The sequence below is a fragment of the Pseudarthrobacter cremeus genome (assembly GCF_051857465.1).
Taxonomy (GTDB): Bacteria; Actinomycetota; Actinomycetes; order Actinomycetales; family Micrococcaceae; genus Arthrobacter.
On record NZ_JBPZHC010000004.1, the window covers coordinates 149,171 to 169,401 of the forward strand.

The following is a 20,231-nucleotide window of genomic DNA, read 5'->3' on the forward strand; positions in this document are numbered from 1 at the left end:
TCTCTTGAATCACGATCCGCGGGAACTTGGGGTGATTCAGTTCATAATCAGCCATTGTTCGCTAGATTCTTCTTATGACTACTCCTGTGCCCGGCGACGCGCTCGTCTCCCTGAATGGTGTGAATAAGCATTACGGTCAGCTGCATGTTCTGAAGGACATCAACCTGCACGTCCGCAAGGGCGAGGTTGTTGTTGTCATCGGACCGTCAGGTTCCGGCAAATCCACCCTGTGCCGGGCCATCAACCGCCTGGAAACCATCGAGGGCGGCAGCATCAGCATCGATGGCAAGGTGCTGCCGGAGGAGGGGAAGGAGCTGGCCCAGCTCCGGGCCGACGTCGGGATGGTTTTCCAGTCCTTCAACCTGTTCGCGCACAAGACCATCCTGGAAAACGTGACGCTGGGGCCCATCAAAGTCAAGGGTGTGCCCAAGCAACAGGCTGACAAGGAAGCCATGGCGTTGCTGGAGCGGGTGGGTGTGGGACACCAGGCGCCCAAGCTCCCCGCGCAGCTCTCCGGCGGCCAGCAACAGCGCGTGGCCATCGCCCGTGCCCTTGCCATGAAGCCTAAGGTGATGCTCTTTGATGAGCCCACCTCGGCCCTGGACCCCGAAATGATTAACGAAGTCCTCGACGTCATGATCCAGCTGGCCAAGGAGGGAATGACCATGGTGGTGGTCACCCACGAGATGGGCTTCGCCCGGAAGGCTGCGGACCGCGTGGTCTTCATGGCTGACGGCCAGATCGTTGAAGACGCCACGCCGGAGGAATTCTTTACCAACCCCAAGAGTGACCGCGCAAAGGACTTCCTGTCCAAGCTGCTTACCCACTGATCCCCCCTAAACGAACACACACTCCAGTTCGCACCCAGGCCGTGACCCACGGCCGATCAATGAAAGGAATGTCATGAAGGCATTTATGACCCGGCGGAAGTCGTTCTTCGTGGCGGCTACCGCTGCCCTGGCCTTGTCCCTGAGCGCATGTGGCGGCAGCACGCCCGGCACCACCAGCGATCCGAAGGTTGCCGAGAAGCCCACCTTTGCCGCCGGAACCACCATGGCGAAACTTTCCAGTGCAGGCACCATCAAGATCGGTACCAAGTACGACCAGCCGCTCTTCGGCCAGGTTGGCCTTGACGGCAAGCCGGTGGGCTTTGACGTCGAGATGGGCAAGTTGATCGCCGCCAAGCTGGGTATCGCGGCTGACAAGATCGAATGGTCTGAGACTGTCTCTGCCAACCGCGAACCGTTCATCGAGCAGGGCAAGGTGGACCTGGTCATCGCGACCTACACCATCAACGACAAGCGCAAGACGGTTGTCGACTTTGCCGGGCCGTACTACGAGGCCGGCCAGGCACTGATGGTGAACAAGGACAACAACACCATCAAGAAGCCTGAAGACGTCGCCGGCAAGAAGGTTTGCTCGGTTACTGGCTCAACCCCTGCTGCCACCATTGTGGACAAGTACAAGGCCGAGCTGGTTCCTGCGGCCACGTACTCCGCATGCCTTGAGCCGCTGCGCAACAAGCAGGTTGAAGCCATCACCACGGACAACGTGATCCTCGCCGGCTTTGTGGACAAGGAGCCTGACGCCTTCAAGCTGGCTTCGGATGAAACCTTCACCAAGGAGCCTTACGGCATCGGCCTGAAGAAGGGCGACACCGAGTTCCGCAACTGGATCAACGACCAGCTTGAGGCATTCGACAAGGACGGGTCCTACAAGAAGGCCTGGGAAGCCACCGCGGGCACCGTCATCAAGACGGCCCCGGCTCTGCCCAAGATCAACCGCTACTAAGCAGCCCCTGAGGTTGCCGGGACGAGGCCACCAGCTTCGTCCCGGCAACCGTTTCCTGTCTTCGCCCCCAACGCCCAGAGCCGAAGGATCCTATGGACGTCATCATTGAAAACCTCCCCTTGTACTGGGAAGGCCTTCTCCGCACTCTTTTCCTCTCTGTCGTCTCCGGGATCATCGCACTGATCGTGGGAACACTCCTGGCAGCAGCCCGGGTCTCCCCCGTTGCGGCCCTTCGTGGGTTCAGCACCGTTTACGTGGAAGTCCTGCGGAACACTCCGCTGACCATTGCCTTCTTTTTTGCGGCGATCGTCCTGCCACGCCTCGGCGTGACATTCGAGCAGTTTGAGGTCGCTGCCATTATTGCCCTGAGCGCGTACACCGCCGCCTTCATTGCCGAAGCTGTCCGCTCCGGCGTCAACAGCGTTCCGCTCGGCCAGGCAGAGGCGGCACGGAGCATCGGCATGAAGTTCGGCCAGGTGCTCTCCCTGATCATCCTGCCCCAGGCCCTCCGGACGGTGATCCCGCCGTTGATCAACATTCTGATTGCCCTCGTCAAGAACTCTTCGGTGGCCGGCGCATTCTTCGTGCTTGAACTTTTTGGGTACGGCCGCCAGCTGGCCAACGCCAACGGTGACCAGGTCATGGCAGTGCTGCTCGGCGTCGCATTCTTTTATCTGCTCCTCACCGTTCCCCTGGGCATCCTGGCCAGCACGGTGGAACGAAAGGTGGCGATTGCCCGATGACTTCAGTCCTTTACGACGTTCCCGGCCCGAAAGCACGCCGGGTATCACTGATCGGTTCGGTGATCGGTTCTGTCCTGATTCTCGGACTGCTCGCCTTTATCGGTATGACGTTGGCCCAGCAGGGCATTTTTGAAGGCCGCCGCTGGGCCATCTTCACCCGCGCCGACGTATGGAGGCTCCTGGGCAACGGCATCGGCGCCACGCTCAGCGCGGCCGCCATCGCCGCAGTCATCGCTTTCCCCCTGGGTTTGATGCTGTGCCTGCTGCGGATCTCCCTCGTCGCCTGGATCCGGATCCCCACCCGCGTGGTCCTCGAGTTCCTGCGTGGCATGCCGGTGGTCCTGATGATGCTGTTCGTGCTGCTGGTGTTCGGCACCAGCTCGTTCGTCGCGGTGATTGCCGGGCTTGTCCTTTACAACTCGGCCATTTTCGCGGAAATCATCCGTGCCGGCATCCAGTCACTGCCCAAGGGTCAGCGGGAAGCAGGCCTGACCATCGGGCTGACCAGCTTCCAGTCACGGATGCTGATCGAGCTTCCACAGGCTGTCCGGCGGATGATGCCGTCGCTGGTTGCCCAGCTCGTGGTGCTCCTGAAGGACACCTCGCTTGGCTACATCGTGGCCTACGGCGAGCTCCTTCGGGCCGTCCAGGTCATGGCGGACTTCCTGGGGAATGCCTTCCTGTTCCCGATCTTCTTCGTTGCCGCAGCCATCTACATCACGATTAACATCATCGTGTCCCGGATCGCTGTCTGGATCGAACGCCGTGGATCCAACAAGGCCGCGGGCGGTGTCGCGAAGGCGCCGACCGCCGTCGTGGCTCCGGAACTTCCGGATGTGAAGTAGCAGTACCGGCTGGTCATGCAAAGGGTCCGCAGCCTCAAGGCTGCGGACCCTTTGCTGTTACGCCACCCCGTTGATCAGGCAAAAAGCCAGCTTCGGAGCGCCCGGAGGCATTCCCGAATGGCGTCAGCATCCACGTGTTCGTTGTCTTTGTGCGCCAGCAGCGGGTCACCCGGTCCGAAGTTCACCGCCGGGATCCCCAGCTCACTGAAGCGCGCGACGTCGGTCCAACCGTATTTCGGTTTTGGTTCCGCTCCGACGGCGGCCACGAAGGACGCGGCCGCGGGATGGTTCAGGCCGGGACGCGCTCCCGCCGCGCTGTCGGTGCGGACCACATCGAAACCTTCCAGCAGTTCCCGGACGTGCGCCTCCGCCTGATCAGGGGACTTGTCCGGCGCGAACCGGTAGTTGATTTCCACCACGCAGCGGTCCGGGATGACATTGCCAGCTGTCCCGCCGTTGATTTTCACGGCGTTGAGGCTTTCCCGGTAGTCCAGGCCGTCGACGTTGATGGTCTGCGGTTCATATTCTGCCAGCCGCCTGAGGATCGGGGCGGCCGCGTGGATGGCGTTGCTGCCCATCCAGGCCCGGGCGGAGTGGGCGGCCTCACCCACGGTGGTGGCCTCGAAGCGCATGGTTCCGTTGCAGCCGCCCTCCACCGTGCCGTGGGTAGGTTCAAGCAGGATGGCAAAGTCACCATCAAGGAGGCCGCCATGGTGACGGACCAGGCGGCCAAGTCCGCTCTTTACCGCTTCCACTTCCTCATGGTCGTAGAAGACGAAGGTGACGTCCCGCTGCGGTGACGCGCCGTCGTCGAACATCGTGGCCGCCAGAGCGAGCTGGACTGCGACGCCGCCCTTCATGTCAGTGGCTCCGCGCCCGTACAGGACGCCCTCCCCCGGCGTGCCGGACTCCCACGTGGAAGGCACCGTGCCGCGGGCACCTCCGGTAGTGGGTAAGGGCACCGTGTCCAGGTGCCCGGCGAGGATGACCCGCTCCGGCAGCCCCAGTTCGGTGCGCGCAATGATGGAGTCGCCGTCGCGGACGAGGTGAAGTCCAGGGACCTTCTCCAGACCCGCCTGGACGGCGTCGGCGAGCTCTGTCTCATTCCCGGACACACTGTTGATGTCCATCAGGTCAGCAGTCAGGACGGCAACGTCCTGGCGCAGGTCCAAAGGCGTGGTGAGGGACTCGGGGGCGGTTTCGGCAGTCACGTTGCCAGTCTAGTTCGAACCGGGTGGCTGCCTCTCGTTAGACTGGGGCCATGACTGAGACCGCTACTTCTGCCGTGCCCGAAAACCAGAACACCACAACCGAGGACCGCTCCGCCTACGGCTTTGGGCTGGCAACCATCGCCACCGGTACCGCCGGCGCCACCGTACTTGACGTCTGGTTCCCCGCGCCCGCTCTGGGGGTAGCGGCCGAAAAGCTGCGTGCTATCGAAAACGCGGACGAAACCCTGCTTCAGCTTGCCGAGAACGGCACGGACCCGGATCGCGGGACCGCACAGAAAGTGGTTTTCGTCCAGATCCACCTGGATGCTGCCCCGGCCGACACCGCCGACGCCTACCTCCGCCTTCACCTGCTCTCGCACCGCCTGGTCAAGCCCAACACCATCAACCTGGACGGCATCTTCGGCAAGCTCCCCAACGTTGTCTGGACCAACTTCGGGCCCGCCGCAGTGGAGGGTTTCGAACTGACCCGCGCCAAGCTGCGCCGCCGCGGTGCCGTCACGGTCTACGGGATCGACAAGTTCCCCCGCATGGTGGATTACGTGGTGCCCTCCGGTGTCCGGATTGCCGACGCCGATCGTGTCCGCCTGGGCGCCCACCTCGCCGAAGGAACCACCGTCATGCACGAAGGCTTCGTGAACTTCAATGCCGGAACGCTGGGCACATCCATGGTGGAGGGCCGCATTTCGGCCGGTGTGGTCACCGGCGACGGCAGCGATGTGGGCGGCGGCGCATCGATCATGGGCACCCTCTCCGGCGGCGGCAAGGAAAAAATCTCCATCGGCGACCGTGTCCTGCTGGGCGCCAACTCGGGGGTCGGCATCAGCATCGGCGACGACTCGGTGGTTGAGGCGGGCCTCTACGTCACCGCCGGAACCCGTGTCCGCGTTCCCGGTCCCAAGGATGAGGTCGGCGAAGACACCACAAAAATCGTGAAGGCTGCCGAACTGTCCGGCGTCCCCAACCTCCTGTTCCGGCGCAACTCCACCACCGGCGCCGTGGAGGCGCTGCCGCGCCAGGGCCAGACCGTGGAACTCAACGACGCCCTCCACGCTAACTGACCTCTCAGTGTCACGTGGACGCGGGTTGCGTCGCCTTGCGGTGCTCCTGCTGACGCTGGCGCTGGTGGGTGGCGGTATCTATACGGCTGTGTCGTTCCTGCAGCGCTCCGAAACCCTGGTTACGGAGCGCTGCACGGCCGACGTCGGCACACAGAGCGCGGAGCTGGCAACCGACCAGGCGGCTAATGCAGCCCTGATCACGGCCCTGGCCGTGCGGCGCGGGCTTCCACCGCGGGCTGCCAGCATCGCGTTGGCTACCGCCATGCAGGAATCCAAGCTGCGCAACATCGGGCACGGCGATCAGGCCGGCCCCGATTCCCGCGGGCTGTTCCAGCAACGGCCCTCGCAGGGGTGGGGAACCGAGGCGCAGGTCATGGATCCCGTCTATGCCACCAACGCCTTCTACGATGCGCTGGTCAAGATTCCCGGCTATGAGTCGCTGGAGATTACCGAGGCCGCCCAACGGGTCCAGCGCTCGGCCTATCCCCTCGCGTACGCCCAGCATGAGGACATGGGCCGCTTTTTCGCGTCAGGCCTGAGCGGACAAACCCCGGAGTCGGTGCAATGCACTCTTCGCGCCGCGCAGGCGGCCGGCCTGCCATCTGCGGTTGAGTCCGGGCTTGCCGTGGCGTTCGGGCCTCTTGCCACCATGACGGAGGGCGGATCGCTCGTGGTTGAGGCCAGCGGCAGCCAGGCCTGGTCCGTGGCTCACTGGGCGGTTGCCAACGCCAAGGAACTGGCGGTCACGCGGGTGGATGTCGCAGGCAGGAGCTGGCAGCGTCAGGATACGGAAGGCTGGCAGGCGTCGGACGCTGCGGAAGGCCAGGTCCGGATTACTCTGGCACCGGCCGGCACGGGCACCTGACCGCCATCAACCGGTACGGCTTCCTCAGACCAGGATTTCCACAACCGGCTGGACGTAGCTGCGGAAAAGTTCGGGCTGGGACATCAGCTCATGGCTCATGAGAATCTTGTCCGGCTCCAGGTACCAGGCCCGCTGCTCATCGAGCGGCAGTTCAATGATGGTCAGGTTGAAGTCCCGAGATTTGCGGCCGACCTCCATGAGCCGGTCACCGACGATGTCGCCAAGCAGTTGGTCTGATCCGCTGGCCACGCGTTCAGCTTCGAGCTGCGCATATTCACTGCGGCGTTCGCGGGCCCAGGTCAGTGCCGCACCGAAGTGGGCCTGCAGGACGCGCTGGAGCGCCGGGGAATTGCCGAATGCCTCAAACTCCGGCGGCGTCAGCTCCGGGGACGTCTGTGGATAAGCTTTCAGTAGCTGCTCCCACCAGGCTTCCCACTCGGTTTTGAGCGCGCTCAGCCCGCCTACCTCGGCGGTGAGATGCGTGTGGTCTGCAGGCCGGATTTTTGGAGACGCGTGCGACAACGCCGGATGGCCGGCACCGTCAAGGCCTGCCGTGTCCCGGACAAACAGTGCAATCATCAGCGGCCCGGACGTATCCGTGGTGATCTGCCAGTCTGAACCGCCAGTTTGATTCATCCTTATTCCTCCTGTGGCCTGCCTGATCCGGAGTGGTGTCCGGCTCCGCGCTCCCCCGCCTCCCAGTCTATTCCCGATGCCGCCGGACGTGTCGCCCGACAGTACGGTCAGGCCGCCGGGACAGCCAGGCTGGTCAAATGCCGGTCCAGGACGTCCCGGCACATGACCGCCGTCATCCATTCGGGCTGGAGGAGTGAGTGCATGCACAGCCCGTCGATGGTTGCCAGCAGGCGCTCGGCCTCGACCACCAGGGAGTGCTGCCCCCCGCCGTCGTCCCTCACCACGCTGGTGATCACCTCTCCGACGACGGCAGCCACCTCCCGGTGGCTCCGATCGGCGACGGCGGTCAGGAAGGGACGGATCCTGGCCGCGTTGCGGAAGGCCATCCAGACGCAGATGTCCACTGCCCGCTCTTCATCAAGCGGCAGGAATTCACCCAGCAGGGTTAATACGGCCTCGCGGTGCCCGTCCGTGCCGGCGTCAGCCATGTCCAGCGCGGGAAGCGCCCCGGCGAGCCGGACCATGATGCGGTCCACCACCGCGGCAAAGGAGTAGTTCAGCAGTTCCTCGCTGCCCGCAAAGTAGTGCCGGACTGAGCCCACTGCAAGGCCGGCCTCATCTGCAACTTCCCGCAGCGAAGCGCGCTCCAGCCCGTCCACTGCGATGATCCGGAAGACGGCTGCAACAATTTCCGAGCGCCGGGCTTCGGCATCAACAATTTTAGGCACTCCTACTATTTAGCACACCTGTGCGGTAATCCACTTATCCGCGGATGTGGGATAGCGTTGGGGGCATGAAAATTCTGGTCACAGGTGGCACCGGGTACATCGGCTCCCACACTGTTTTGTCCCTGCAGGAAGCCGGCCATGACGTGGTGGTGATCGACAATCTGGTGAACTCCAGCGAGGAGTCCCTGCGCCGGGTTGCCGAACTCAGCGGCAAGACCGCTGAGTTCCACAACGTTGACCTGGTTGACGAGGCAGCAGTGGAAGAAGTGTTCGCCGGGCAGTCGATCGACGCCGTCATCCACTTCGCCGGGCTCAAGGCCGTGGGTGAGTCTGTCCGCGAACCGCTGAAGTACTACTACAACAATCTCGTGGGCACTTTGAACCTGATCAGGGTCATGGACCGCCACGACGTCCGCTCCATCGTCTTCAGCTCCTCCGCCACAGTGTACGGCGAGCACAATCCCATCCCCTACGTGGAGAAGATGGAGATTGGCGCCAACAACCCGTACGGCCGCACCAAGGAACAGATCGAGGACATCCTCTCGGACCTGGGCGACGCCGATCCCCGCTGGCACATCGCCCTGCTGCGCTACTTCAACCCGGTGGGCGCCCACCCGTCCGGCCGCATCGGCGAAGACCCCCAGGGCATCCCCAACAACCTGGTGCCCTTCATCGCCCAGGTTGCGGTGGGGCGCCGCGAGAAGCTGATGGTCTTCGGCGGCGATTACGATACGCCTGACGGCACGTGCCTCCGGGACTACATCCACGTCGTCGACCTCGCCGGCGGCCACGTGGCCGCCCTCAACCACGTAGCCGAGCGTGCCGGCGTGTTCCGCTGGAACCTTGGCTCCGGCAAGGGATCCTCCGTCCTCGAGGTCCTGCGCTCCTTCGAGAAGGCCGTGGGCCAGCCGATCCCCTACGAGATCACCGAACGGCGTGCAGGTGATCTTCCCGCCTTCTGGGCCGACGCAACCTCCGCCCTCGCGGACCTCAGCTGGTCCACCACCAAGACCGTCGACCAGATGTGCGAGGACCACTGGCGCTGGCAGAAGAACAACCCGCTGGGCTACTCCTCCTAAACACCAACGCGAGGTCACTTAACGCCCTCCCAGGACGGTTTATTGGGCGTGGAGTGACCCCGCGTTGCTGTTGGTGGGGCTTAACGACGTCGGCCGGTCACCTTCGCTGAGAAGGTGACCGGCCGACGTCGTTATTCAGTTGGTGTGGATCAGCGCACCGGGTAATCGCGCTCCGGTTCGCCGATGTACAGCTGGCGGGGACGGCCGATCTTGGTGTTGGGGTCGCTGATCATTTCACGCCACTGGGCGATCCAGCCCGGCAGGCGGCCGATCGCGAACAGCACGGTGAACATCTTCTCCGGGAAGCCCATGGCCTTGTAGATCAGGCCGGTGTAGAAGTCCACGTTCGGGTAAAGCTTGCGCTGGATGAAGTAGTCATCGTTCAGCGCCTTCTCTTCCAGGCGCAGGGCGATCTCAAGCAGTTCGTCGTTGCCGCCGAGCTTGGTCAGGATCTCGTGGGCGGTGGCCTTGACGATCTTGGCGCGGGGATCGTAGTTCTTGTAGACACGGTGTCCGAAGCCCATGAGGCGGACGCCGTCTTCCTTGTTCTTGACCTTCTCCATGTAGTCCTCGGGCTTGGTGCCGTCGGCCTGGATCTGGCGGAGCATCTTGAGGACCGCTTCGTTGGCGCCGCCGTGGGCGGGACCGAAGAGGGCGTTGATTCCTGCGGAGACGGAAGCGAACAGGTTGGCGTTGGAGGAGCCGACCAGGCGCACCGTGGAGGTGGAACAGTTCTGCTCGTGGTCGGCGTGCAGGATGAGGAGGAGGTCCAGTGCCTTGGCGATGACCGGGTCCACTTCATACTGCTCGGCAGGGAGGCCGAAGCTCAGGCGCATGAAGTTTTCCACGAGGTTGTGGGAGTTGTCCGGGTACAGCATGGGCTGGCCGATGGACTTCTTGTGCGCGTAAGCGGCGATGACCGGCATTTTGGCCATCAGGCGGATGGTGGAGACCTCAACCTGTTCGGCGTTGAAGGGGTCCAGCGAGTCCTGGTAGAACGTGGACAGCGCCGAGACGGCCGAGGACAGGACCGGCATCGGGTGTGCGTCGCGCGGGAATCCGCTGAAGAAGCCTTTGAGCTCTTCGTGCAGCAGGGTGTGGCGGCGGATCTTCTGGTCGAACTCTTCCAGCTCGGTGGGGCTGGGCAGGTTGCCGTAGATCAGCAGGTAGGAGACCTCGAGGAAGCTGGAGTGCTGGGCCAACTGCTCGATGGGGTATCCGCGGTAGCGCAGGATGCCCGCATCGCCGTCGATGTAGGTGATAGCGGAAGTGGTTGCTGCGGTGTTCATGAAGCCGGGGTCAAAAGTGACTGCACCCGTCTGCTTGAGCAGCTTGGAAACGTCGTAGCCTTCGTTTCCTTCAACAACCTGGATGCGAGGGAGCTTGAGCTCGCCACCTGCATGGTGCAGGGTTGCGCTGTTGTTGGTCTCAGTCATGGAGTCCCCTTCATGAGGCGTCTGGGCCTCTGTCGAAAGCTTGATCCAACATCCGGTGAGCCGCGCACGGTCCCTGTTCATTCAGGAATCCAACACCCGGGCTGCCTTCTTGTAGAAAGCCACCATTGATAGTCACTTAAAAAGTACCGCTACCTTGGCGTGTGCCACTAATCGGCGACGGCGGAAACCCCCGCAAAAGGCTGTCATTGTGGTGCGAGTCACACCATTGTTACGGCGTGGCAGCCAGCCGCGACACTGCTGCGTCGATGCGTTCGTCAGTGCCGGTGAGCGCGACGCGGACAAAACCGTCGCCGGCCTCGCCATAGAACACACCCGGCCCCACCACAATGCCCCGCGAGGCGAGGCGATCAACGGTCTCCCACGTGCTTTCGCCTGCGGTGGACCAAAGGTACAGTCCGGCGTCGGATTCCCTGATCTCCAGGCCGAATCCCTGCAGGGCGGGCAACAGCCGTTCCCGGCGGCCGCGGTACAGGTCCTTCTGGGCCTGGACGTGGGTGTCGTCACCCAGTGCCACGCGCATGGCTTCCTGCACAGGGTACGGAACGATCATGCCCGCGTGCTTGCGGCTGTTGACCAGGTTGGCCATGATGACCGGATCGCCGGCCACGAAGGCGGCGCGGTAACCGGCTACGTTGGACTGCTTGCTTAGTGAATAAACGGCGAGCAACCCCTCGTGGGAGCCGCTTGCCACGCGGGGGTCCAGGATGCTGGGCACCGGCTGACCGCCGCGCTGGGTGTCCCAAGTGCCCCAGCCGAGCTCGGCGTAGCACTCGTCCGACGCCACGACGGCGCCGATGTCCCGCGCCTGCGCCACCAGGGCCTTCAGTGACTGAACATCCCGGACACTGCCGGTGGGGTTTCCGGGCGAATTAACCCAGATCAGCCGCACGCGGGAGCGGGTGGCCTCATCGAGCTCGTCGAGGTTGTCCGTTGCCACCGACGTGACACCGGCAAAGGTGGCACCGATGTCATAGGTGGGGTAGGCAACTTTGGGACGGACGACGACGTCGCCCGGCTTGAGTCCCAACAGCAGCGGCAGCCACGCCACCAGTTCCTTGGAACCGACGGTGGGCATGATGTCCTTCGGGTCCAGTCCGGGAACGCCCCGGCGCCGGCCGAACCATGCAGCGATGGCTTCCCGCAGCGGGACAGTGCCGTGGACTGTGGGGTACCCGGGGGCATCCGCTGCGGCCCTCAGGGCTTCCTGGATCAACCCGGGAGTGGGGTCCACCGGAGTGCCGATGGAGAGATTCACGGCCCCGCCAGGGTACTCCGAAGCCTTGGCGAGGTACGGCGCCATCGCCTCCCACGGGTAGTCGGGCAGGCTCAGGCCAAAGTTGTTCACGGCTGCGGTCAACGGTGGGCCCGGGTCAGTCTTGGTTCTGCGGCGGCAGGGCGGCGATCATCGGGTGGTCCTTGCCCGTGTTGCCGATCTTGGCAGCGCCACCGGGAGAGCCCAGGTCGTCGAAGAACTCGACGTTGGCCTTGTAGTAATCGGCCCACTCTTCCGGGGTGTCATCCTCGTAGTAAATGGCCTCCACCGGACACACCGGCTCGCAGGCGCCACAGTCGACGCACTCATCCGGATGGATGTACAGGGAACGCTCACCCTCATAGATGCAATCAACGGGGCATTCTTCGATGCATGCCTTGTCCTTGACATCTACACACGGCTGCGCGATTACGTACGTCACGTCCCTTGCCTCTCCACGATTTTCCGGCGGCCGCCGGCACTGAATCCGGCACGTTGGGCCGGACTGTTGACTACTGAGCCTATTATCTCCCAGCCCGTTCCCGCGAACCTAGCCAGCCCGCTTAGTATGAAGTGGTGAGTCTCACCACGCCTTCGCCCGCGGAATTCCTGGCTACTGCCGCCGCCGGAACCCGGGTGGTGGTCCGCTACCGGATAGAAGGCGGCCTGACGGACGCCCTGGGACTGCTGGTGGGCACCGCCGACGGCGGCTGCACCGTCCGAACGCGGCAGGCCGACGTCGTGATCCCCTTGGAGCTCGTGGTGGCGGCGAAGGAAGTGCCGCCCGCCCCGCCGCGGCGCCGGCCCCGCGGCTGAGTTCCACACGCGGCTGGCTTCAGGCAAAAAAGAAACTGCCGGTACGACGGCGGGAATCCCGCTCGCCGTACCGGCAGTTTTGTTGGCTCTCAGCGATTAGACCTTGGCGCGGGCGCGCGTGGCCTTGGCGCGGTCGCTGGCGTCCAGGATGAGCTTCCGGATACGGATGGACTCCGGGGTCACCTCAACGCACTCGTCTTCGCGGGCGAATTCCAAGGATTCTTCCAGGGTCAGGTTGCGCGGCGGGGTCATGTTCTCAAAGGTGTCCGAGGACGCTGCACGCATGTTGGTGAGCTGCTTTTCCCTGGTGATGTTCACGTCCATGTCATCGGCGCGTGAGTTCTCGCCAACGATCATGCCTTCGTAGACCTCGGAGGTGGGCTGCACGAAGAATGACATGCGTTCCTGGAGCTTGATCATCGCGAACGGGGTGACCACGCCAGAGCGGTCAGCCACGATCGAACCGTTGGTGCGGTACTCGATCGGGCCGGCCCACGGCTCGTAGCCCTCGGCGATGGAGGCTGCGATGCCGGCGCCGCGGGTGTCCGTGAGGAACCTGGTGCGGAACCCGATCAGGCCACGGGCCGGAACGATGAACTCCATGCGGCACCAGCCGGTGCCGTGGTTGGCCATGTTGGTCATGCGGCCCTTGCGGGCAGCCATCAGCTGGGTGACGGCACCGAGGTACTCTTCCGGTACGTCAATGGTCATGTGCTCCATCGGCTCGTGGATCTTGCCGTCGACGGTCTTAGTGACAACCTGCGGCTTGCCAACAGTCAGTTCGAAGCCTTCACGTCGCATCTGCTCAACCAGGATTGCCAGCGCCAGCTCGCCACGGCCCTGGACTTCCCAGGCGTCGGGACGCTCGGTGGGGAGAACCTTGATGGAGACGTTACCGATCAGTTCCTTGTCCAGGCGGTCCTTGACCTGGCGGGCCGTGACCTTGGCGCCCTTGACCCGTCCGGCCAGCGGCGAGGTGTTGATACCAATGGTCATGGAGATGGCGGGATCGTCAACGGTGATCAGCGGCAGCGGCTGCGGGTTGTCGACGTCGGTCAGGGTCTCACCAATGGTGATTTCCTCGATACCGGCAACGGCGACGATTTCGCCCGGGCCTGCCGACTCGGTGGGAACACGGTCCAGTGCCTTGGTGGCCAGCAGTTCGGTGATCTTGACGTTCTTGAGCTCTCCGTTGGCGCGGGCCCAGGCAACGGTCTGGCCCTTGCGCAGGGTGCCGTTGTAGATGCGCAGCAGAGCGAGGCGGCCCAGGAACGGGGAGGCGTCCAGGTTGGTGACGTGGGCCTGGAGGACACCGTTCGGGTTGTATGTCGGGGCCGGGATGTGCTCGATGATGGTCTTGAACAGCGGCTCAAGGTCTTCGTTGTCCGGAGCGGAGCCGTCGGCGGGCTGGTCCAGGGAGGCGCGGCCCACCCTCGCTGCTGCGTAGACAACCGGAACTTCAAGGATCTTGTCGAGGTCCAGGTCCGGAACTTCGTCGGCGAGGTCCGAGGCGAGGCCCAGGAGGAGGTCCATGGACTCGTGGACAACTTCCTCGATGCGGGCGTCGGGACGGTCCGTCTTGTTGACCAGAAGGATGACCGGCAGGTGCGCGGCCAGGGCCTTGCGCAGCACGAAGCGGGTCTGCGGCAGCGGACCCTCGGAAGCGTCAACGAGGAGCACAACGCCGTCCACCATGGACAGGCCGCGCTCCACCTCGCCACCGAAGTCGGCGTGGCCGGGGGTGTCGATCACGTTGATGGTGATGGTTTCGCCGTTGGACGACGGTCCGTTGTAGGCCACGGTGGTGTTCTTGGCCAGGATGGTGATGCCCTTTTCCCTCTCAAGGTCACCGGAGTCCATGACGCGGTCTTCAAGGTGGTTGTGTTCGGCAAAGGAGTTGGTCTGCTTGAGCATGGCGTCGACCAGGGTGGTCTTGCCGTGGTCAACGTGGGCCACGATCGCGACGTTACGCAGGTCACTGCGTGATGCAGTGGCTACCGCAGTGTTGGTGGTGGTTTCAGACATGCGTTATTGCTCGATTCAGTGGTGAAGTCAGCTGTTGTATCGCCGCATTTCCAACCGGAACGCACGACGGATCGGCCCATTAACACAGGGCGCCTTCCATCATTCTAGACGCTGAGGGTTTTATTGGCCTAAAAATCGCAGCCGGACCCTCCTCCGCGGGGGTTAGATGCCGCCCATCACGGCCGCCTAGGTGACCAAGCTCACGGGACTCCGGGGCTTGGTGGGCGAAAAAGGATGGAGCCGGCGCCCCAAGGACGCCGGCTCCAACCTTTGGATCACGCGAAGTGTCAGGCCACCTCGGGCGGAAGCATCAGCTTCGCTCCCGGAATGGCGTTCAGCAGCGCCTTGGTGTAATCCTGCTGCGGGGAGTCGAACACTTCGTCCGTAGACCCCGTTTCCACCAGTTTCCCCTTTTCCATCACGCACACATGGTCGGCAATCTGCCGGACCACAGCCAGGTCGTGGGTGATGAACAGGTAGGTCAACCCGAGATTGCCCTGCAGGTCCGCCAAGAGGTTGAGCACCTGGGCCTGGACAAGAACGTCCAGCGCCGATACCGCCTCGTCGCAGATGATCACTTCGGGGTCGAGTGCAAGGGCGCGTGCGATTGCAATGCGCTGACGCTGCCCGCCTGAAAGCTCATTCGGATAACGCTGCATGGTCGACTGCGGCAGCGAGACCTGGTCGAGCAGCTCGCGGACCTTCTTCTCCCGGCTGGCTGCGTCCCCGATTTTGTGAACCCGCAGGGGCTCCTCAATGGTACGGAAGATGTTGTACATCGGGTCAAGTGAGCCGTACGGATCCTGGAAGATCGGCTGCACACGCCGCCTGAACTTGAACAGTTCCTTGGCCTTGAGCAGCGACGTGTCTACGCCGTCGAACAGGATTTTTCCCTCGGTCGGCTTCTCCAGCTGCAGCACCATCTTTGCCACGGTGGATTTGCCCGAGCCGGACTCGCCCACGATCGCGGTGGTGGTGCCTCGCTTCACGTTGAAGCTCACCCCGTCCACGGCCGCGAAGTCCGTCGTTTTACCCAGGCCCTGGCGGAGCTTGTAGACCTTGCGCAGGTCCTGGATCTGCAGCACACTTTCCGACACGGAGGTCACGGCGGCGGGGGCGAGCAGGTCTGACGCCTCCACACCCTGTTCCTTGGCGACCTGGATCCTTCGGCTTGCCAGTGAGGGCGCCGACTCAACCAGCCGCTTGGTGTACGGGTGCTGCGGGTTCCGGAGCAACTCCAGCGAAGGGCCGGCCTCCACCACCTGCCCCCGGTACATCACCACGACTTTGTCCGCGCGCTCTGCAGCAAGCCCCAGGTCATGGGTGATGAGCAGGACGGAGGTCCCCAGTTCCGTGGTCATGGTGTCAAGGTGATCCAGGATCTGCCGCTGGACTGTGACATCCAGCGCCGACGTCGGCTCGTCTGCAATCAGAAGCCGCGGCTGGCACGACAGGCCGATGGCGATCAGCGCACGTTGCCGCATGCCGCCGGAGAATTCGTGCGGATACTGCTTTGCACGCCGGTGGGCATCCGGCAAGCCCGCCTCGGACAGTACCTTGGCGATGTCATCCGGACCGCTGGGCCGGCCGTTTGCCCTGAGGGTTTCCTTGACCTGGTAACCAATTTTCCAGACCGGGTTCAGGTTGGACATGGGGTCCTGCGGGACCATGCCAATGGTGTTGCCGCGCAGTTCGATCATGCGCTGCTCGGTGGCATGGGCGATGTCCTCGCCGTCGAGCAGGATCTGACCGGCGGAGACTCGGCCATTGTTCGGCAGCAGCCCGATGGCGGCAAGGGCAGTAGTGGACTTACCGGATCCCGACTCCCCCACGATGGCCACGGTTTCGCCGGGCATGATGGTCAGGTGGGCGTTGCGGACCGCCTGGACGTCGCCGCCGCTGGTCCTGAACGTGATGGCGAGGTCGCGGATTTCCAGGAGCGGCCTGGTTCCTGCGTACCCCGTCTCGTCGACGCGGATCTCTGGGATTGTCATCTTCTTGTCTTTCATCGCTGCCGGCTCTTCGGGTCGAGGGCGTCACGGACGGCGTCGCCGAGCATAATGAAGCTCAGCACCGTTATGGACAGGGCCGCCGCGGGGTAGAGCATGATTTCCGGCTTGGTCCGAATGGAGGACTGTGCTGCAGCGATGTCATGCCCCCAGGACATGACACCCTCAGGCAACCCAATGCCCAGGAAGGACAGGGTCGCTTCCGCCACAATGAACACACCCAGTTCCAGGGTGGCAAGCACAATGATCGGCGCCAGGGCGTTCGGCAGGACGTGGCGAATCAAAGCGCCAAACCTGGAGACGCCGAGCGAACGGGCGGCTGTCACGAAGTCGGCATTGCGCACCTCAATGACCGCCCCGCGGGTGATGCGGGCCATCTGAGGCCATGCGAGGAGCGAGATGACAAGCACGACCGTCCAGACGCTCTTGTTCTCCCGGAACAGCGGCAGCTGGGTGATCACCAGGGCACCAAGGATCAAAGGCAGCGCGAAGAAGATGTCACCGAGACGGGCGAGAACAATGTCGAGCCAGCCGCCGTAGAAACCGGCGAGTGCCCCGAATGTCACGCCGATAATCAGGACGCACAGCACCGACAGGACGCCCACAGACAGCGACGCCTGGGTTCCGTGGATGACGCGGGAGTAGATATCGCAGCCCTGGAAGGTGTACCCGAAGGGGTGTCCGGCCGTGGGACCGGCCTCCGAATTGGCCAATTCGCAGCCGTCGTTCGGCGCTACCTGCGAAAGCAGACCCGGGAACAGTGCGATGACGGTCAGGGCAATGATGAGCAGCGCGGAAATGATGAACAGCGGACGACGCCGAAGCTTCCGCCAGGCGTCGGACCACAGGCTCAGCGGAGCCTGGTCGTTCTTTACGGCGTCAGTTGCCAGCAACGGTGTTTCGTCGATGGGCGCCACAAAGTGGTTGTGATTACTGGTCATAACGGATCCTCGGGTCGAGCCAGGCGTACAGGAGGTCAACGAGGAGGTTCGCCACCACAAACACGAGCACCAGCACGCTGACGATCGAAACGATGGTGGGACCCTCGGTCCGGAGAACGGCCTGGTAGAGCTTGTTTCCTACCCCCGGAACGTTGAAGATGCCTTCGGTGACGATGGCACCGCCCATCAGGCCGCCAAGGTTCGCGCCAAGGTACGTCACCACGGGGATCAGCGAATTGCGCAGGATGTGGGCCATGACGACGCGGGGACGGGACAGTCCCTTGGCCGTGGCTGTCCGGACGTAGTCCGCGTTCATGCTCTCACTGACCGAGGCTCGGGTCAGCCGCAGCACGTACGCAAAGGACACAAGGCCCAGAACGACGGCGGGCAACAGCAGGTTACCCCAGTCCGCGTTCGCACCCACCGTGGGTTTCGCCCAGCCCAGCTTGACGCCGAAGACAAGTTGGAAGACGAAGCCCAGGACGAACGTGGGGACCGCGATAACGAAAAGGGAGACAACCAGGACAGTGGAGTCAAACCAACCGCCGCGGCGGAGACCGGAAAACACACCGAAGGCCACCCCAAAGACTGCCTGGATGATGAGGGCTTCGACGGCGAGCATTGCCGTGACCGGGAAGACCCTGCCCAACGTGGCTGCAATCGGCTGGCCGGTGAAGTCGTTGCCCAGATTAAGGGTGAAAAGATTCTTGAGGAAAATGCCGTACTGAACCCAGAACGGTTCATCGAGGTGGTACTGGGTCCGCAGGGTGTCAATGACCGCCTGTGGAGGCTGGCGGTCTCCGAACAATGCCGCAATCGGGTCACCCGGGAGGGCGAAGACCATGTAATAGACCAGCAGGGTTGTGCCTAGGAAGACGGGGATTACCTGGAGCAGCCGGCGAAGAATAAAGCGGACCACTGGATCACCGGCCTTCCGGGAGGGAAGCAAGGGATGACATTTGTGCCTTCCTGCCGTACAGGACAATGGGGGCCCGGCTGTTGACCGGACCCCCAAAACGCCTGTCGGCAAGTTAGATCGTGGTGATTACTTGGCCGTGATGTTGTAGTACAGGACTCCGCCGTTCCAGCCGGTCTCGGCCTTCACAACGTTGTTGCTCCACACAATCGGCTTCGCGTAATCCCAGAGCGGCAGGCCGGGAAGGTCCTTGAAAAGGATCTCCTGTGCCTTGTTGAACTTGTCGTTAGCCTCCGTGGTGGACTTGGCGGCAAGGCCTTCCTTGAGGAGCTTGTCGAACTCGGGGTTCGAGTACTTCTCGTAGTTGGAAGAAGCACCCGTGGCCCAGACAGGTCCGAGGAAGTTGTAGAGCGACGGGTAGTCACCCTGCCAGCCTGCGCGGGTCAGACCGGGGAGGGACTGGGATTTGCGCAGGTTGAGGACTTCGGCGAACTTGGCGAAGGGCTGGATTTCAGCCTGGATGCCGAGGTTGTTCTTGAAACCGTTGGCTACGGCGTCAATCCATTCCTTGTGCCCGCCATCGGTGTTGGAGGCGATCTGGAGCGGCTTGGAGCTGTCGTACGGCTTGATCTTTTCAGCCTGTGCCCACAGGTCCTTGGCCTTGGCGGCGTCGAACTTCAGGACTTCGCTGCCGGGGATGTTCTCCTTGAAACCATCGATGACCGGCGGGGCGAAACCCTTGGCCGGGGTGCGGGTTCCGTTGAAGACCACCTTGGTGATTTCTTCGCGGTTGATCGCGTAAGAGAGGGCCTGGCGGCGCAGCTTTCCGGCTTCGCCCTGGAAGTTGACGTTGTAGCCGGGGATGTTCAGCGTGCCGTTGGTGGCCACGGGCTTGCTGGCGTTGCGGTCCGGGAAGTCAGTCGCGAAGGTCTTCGTGGCGTTGGACGGCAGCACGTCTGTGATGTCCAGGTTGTCGGCCTGAATGTCCGTGTAGGCGGGGCTCGGGTCCGTGTAGAACTTGAAGGTCACGCCACCGTTCTTCGCTGCGCGGGGACCGCTGTAGTCAGCGTTCTTCACCAGCGCGATGGACTGGTCATGGACCCAGGCGCCGGTCTTTTCAAACTTGTACGGGCCATTGCCTACCGGGTTTTCGCCGTAGGTCTTGGGGTCAGCCAAGGCTGCGGACGGCAGCGGGTAGAAGGCCGAGTAGCCGAGGCGAAGCGACCAGTCGGCCTCCGGCTGTGCCAGCTTCACGGTAAGGGTGGAATCATCCGTGGCCTTCAGGCCGGACATGGTTTCGGCGGTGGGCGCCGGAGTGCTTGTCTTCTTGCCGTCAGCCGATGTGGTGGTGGTGACAGCGGAAACCGCTTCATAGCCGTCGATGGATTCGAAGAAGAACCCGTTGTTCTGGAGGTTCTTGGAGTTCGCGGCGAAGTTCCAGGAGTCAACGAACGTCTTGGCGGTGATGGCCTCGCCGTTCGTGAACTTCTGGCCCTGCTTGACCTTGATGGTCCAGTTCTGGGCATCCGGCGACTCAATGGACTCTGCCAGGGCGTTGACCGGCTTGCCGTCGGGGTCGTAGGCGCGCAGACCCTCGAAGAGCAGTTCAACTACGCGGCCACCGTTGGTTTCGTTGGTGTTCGCAGGCAGCAACGGGTTCTGGGGTTCACTGTTGTAGGCAGTGATGACCTTGTTCGGGTCGCCGGCAGATTGGCTGGCACCGTCATTGCTGCCGCCTCCAGCGCCGCAGCCGGTCAGGGCAAGAGCGGCGATTGCCACCATGCCGAGTGCTTTGGAAGTGCGCGTAAAACGCATTCCGCCTCCTATGAGTTGTGGGA

General features: G+C 63.2%; 19 protein-coding genes. 8 read left to right on the forward strand and 11 right to left on the reverse strand.

Features of this window, described 5'->3' with window-relative positions:
- Nucleotides 1-74 precede the first annotated feature (74 nt).
- From ACS5PJ_RS09220 to ACS5PJ_RS09235, 4 genes are all read left to right on the forward strand, one after another.
- Entirely contained in the window at nucleotides 75-830 is a 756-nt protein-coding gene (locus ACS5PJ_RS09220) for an amino acid ABC transporter ATP-binding protein (RefSeq protein WP_439434607.1), read from the forward strand.
- A 73-nt stretch (nucleotides 831-903) separates the two neighbouring features.
- Entirely contained in the window at nucleotides 904-1,791 is an 888-nt protein-coding gene (locus ACS5PJ_RS09225; RefSeq protein WP_439434608.1) for a glutamate ABC transporter substrate-binding protein, read from the forward strand.
- Nucleotides 1,792-1,883: 92 nt separating this feature from the next.
- Nucleotides 1,884-2,534, forward strand: coding sequence for an amino acid ABC transporter permease (locus ACS5PJ_RS09230; protein WP_439434609.1), 651 nt, complete (start codon nucleotides 1,884-1,886; stop codon nucleotides 2,532-2,534).
- On the forward strand, nucleotides 2,531-3,379 hold the full coding sequence (locus ACS5PJ_RS09235) for an amino acid ABC transporter permease (protein ID WP_439434610.1): 849 nt from the start codon (nucleotides 2,531-2,533) through the stop codon (nucleotides 3,377-3,379). Before ACS5PJ_RS09230 ends, ACS5PJ_RS09235 begins: the two co-directional genes overlap by 4 nt.
- 74 nt (nucleotides 3,380-3,453) lie before the next feature.
- Here the strand turns inward: ACS5PJ_RS09235 and dapE are convergent, their stop codons facing one another.
- Entirely contained in the window at nucleotides 3,454-4,590 is a 1,137-nt protein-coding gene (gene dapE, locus ACS5PJ_RS09240; RefSeq protein ID WP_439434611.1) for a succinyl-diaminopimelate desuccinylase, read from the reverse strand.
- Between the two features lie 50 nt (nucleotides 4,591-4,640).
- Between dapE and dapD the strand changes: the two genes are divergently transcribed.
- Both dapD and ACS5PJ_RS09250 read left to right on the forward strand, forming a co-directional pair.
- Entirely contained in the window at nucleotides 4,641-5,669 is a 1,029-nt protein-coding gene (gene dapD / locus ACS5PJ_RS09245; protein WP_439434612.1) for a 2,3,4,5-tetrahydropyridine-2,6-dicarboxylate N-succinyltransferase, read from the forward strand.
- Between the two features lie 7 nt (nucleotides 5,670-5,676).
- The gene (locus ACS5PJ_RS09250) at nucleotides 5,677-6,534 is read left to right on the forward strand and encodes a transglycosylase SLT domain-containing protein (RefSeq protein WP_439434613.1); all 858 of its coding nucleotides are present in this window, start codon (nucleotides 5,677-5,679) and stop codon (nucleotides 6,532-6,534) included.
- 24 nt (nucleotides 6,535-6,558) lie between these two features.
- Here the strand turns inward: ACS5PJ_RS09250 and ACS5PJ_RS09255 are convergent, their stop codons facing one another.
- Both ACS5PJ_RS09255 and ACS5PJ_RS09260 read right to left on the reverse strand, forming a co-directional pair.
- Complete coding sequence (locus ACS5PJ_RS09255) at nucleotides 6,559-7,170, reverse strand: hypothetical protein (protein ID WP_439434614.1); 612 nt, start codon at nucleotides 7,168-7,170, stop codon at nucleotides 6,559-6,561.
- Between the two features lie 107 nt (nucleotides 7,171-7,277).
- A complete protein-coding gene (locus ACS5PJ_RS09260) occupies nucleotides 7,278-7,898 on the reverse strand; it encodes a TetR/AcrR family transcriptional regulator (RefSeq protein WP_439434615.1) in 621 nt (206 codons plus the stop codon).
- Nucleotides 7,899-7,963: 65 nt separating this feature from the next.
- Between ACS5PJ_RS09260 and galE the strand changes: the two genes are divergently transcribed.
- Nucleotides 7,964-8,977 carry a UDP-glucose 4-epimerase GalE gene (gene galE / locus ACS5PJ_RS09265; protein WP_439434616.1) on the forward strand — a complete coding sequence of 338 codons (1,014 nt, stop codon included), beginning with the start codon at nucleotides 7,964-7,966 and terminating at the stop codon, nucleotides 8,975-8,977.
- 149 nt (nucleotides 8,978-9,126) lie between these two features.
- On the opposite strand, the gene ACS5PJ_RS09270 is transcribed toward galE, so the two are convergent.
- The 3 genes from ACS5PJ_RS09270 to fdxA all read right to left on the reverse strand — a co-directional run bounded on the left by ACS5PJ_RS09270 (nucleotide 9,127) and on the right by fdxA (nucleotide 12,128).
- Nucleotides 9,127-10,413, reverse strand: a complete 1,287-nt coding sequence (locus ACS5PJ_RS09270) for a citrate synthase (RefSeq protein ID WP_439434617.1) — start codon at nucleotides 10,411-10,413, stop codon at nucleotides 9,127-9,129.
- Nucleotides 10,414-10,642: 229 nt separating this feature from the next.
- Nucleotides 10,643-11,791: a succinyldiaminopimelate transaminase gene (gene dapC, locus ACS5PJ_RS09275; RefSeq protein ID WP_439434618.1), complete on the reverse strand. Its 1,149-nt coding sequence runs from the start codon at nucleotides 11,789-11,791 to the stop codon at nucleotides 10,643-10,645.
- A gap of 13 nt (nucleotides 11,792-11,804) precedes the next feature.
- Nucleotides 11,805-12,128, reverse strand: a complete 324-nt coding sequence (gene fdxA, locus ACS5PJ_RS09280; RefSeq protein ID WP_108600463.1) for a ferredoxin — start codon at nucleotides 12,126-12,128, stop codon at nucleotides 11,805-11,807.
- Nucleotides 12,129-12,262: 134 nt separating this feature from the next.
- Here fdxA and ACS5PJ_RS09285 point away from each other — a divergent pair, with 134 nt between their 5' ends.
- A complete protein-coding gene (locus ACS5PJ_RS09285) occupies nucleotides 12,263-12,502 on the forward strand; it encodes a putative acetyltransferase (RefSeq protein ID WP_439434619.1) in 240 nt (79 codons plus the stop codon).
- 96 nt (nucleotides 12,503-12,598) lie between these two features.
- Here ACS5PJ_RS09285 and typA read toward each other — a convergent pair whose 3' ends face one another.
- The 5 genes from typA to ACS5PJ_RS09310 all read right to left on the reverse strand — a co-directional run bounded on the left by typA (nucleotide 12,599) and on the right by ACS5PJ_RS09310 (nucleotide 20,208).
- Nucleotides 12,599-14,527, reverse strand: a complete 1,929-nt coding sequence (gene typA, locus ACS5PJ_RS09290; RefSeq protein WP_439434620.1) for a translational GTPase TypA — start codon at nucleotides 14,525-14,527, stop codon at nucleotides 12,599-12,601.
- Between the two features lie 287 nt (nucleotides 14,528-14,814).
- Complete coding sequence (locus tag ACS5PJ_RS09295) at nucleotides 14,815-16,521, reverse strand: dipeptide ABC transporter ATP-binding protein (protein WP_439434621.1); 1,707 nt, start codon at nucleotides 16,519-16,521, stop codon at nucleotides 14,815-14,817.
- An 11-nt stretch (nucleotides 16,522-16,532) separates the two neighbouring features.
- Nucleotides 16,533-17,477 (reverse strand): ABC transporter permease, encoded by a 945-nt coding sequence (locus ACS5PJ_RS09300; protein ID WP_439434622.1) that lies wholly within the window; start codon nucleotides 17,475-17,477, stop codon nucleotides 16,533-16,535.
- Nucleotides 17,467-18,396 carry an ABC transporter permease gene (locus ACS5PJ_RS09305; RefSeq protein WP_354146105.1) on the reverse strand — a complete coding sequence of 310 codons (930 nt, stop codon included), beginning with the start codon at nucleotides 18,394-18,396 and terminating at the stop codon, nucleotides 17,467-17,469. Before ACS5PJ_RS09305 ends, ACS5PJ_RS09300 begins: the two co-directional genes overlap by 11 nt.
- A gap of 126 nt (nucleotides 18,397-18,522) precedes the next feature.
- Nucleotides 18,523-20,208, reverse strand: coding sequence for a peptide ABC transporter substrate-binding protein (locus ACS5PJ_RS09310; RefSeq protein ID WP_439434623.1), 1,686 nt, complete (start codon nucleotides 20,206-20,208; stop codon nucleotides 18,523-18,525).
- Nucleotides 20,209-20,231: the final 23 nt, after the last annotated feature.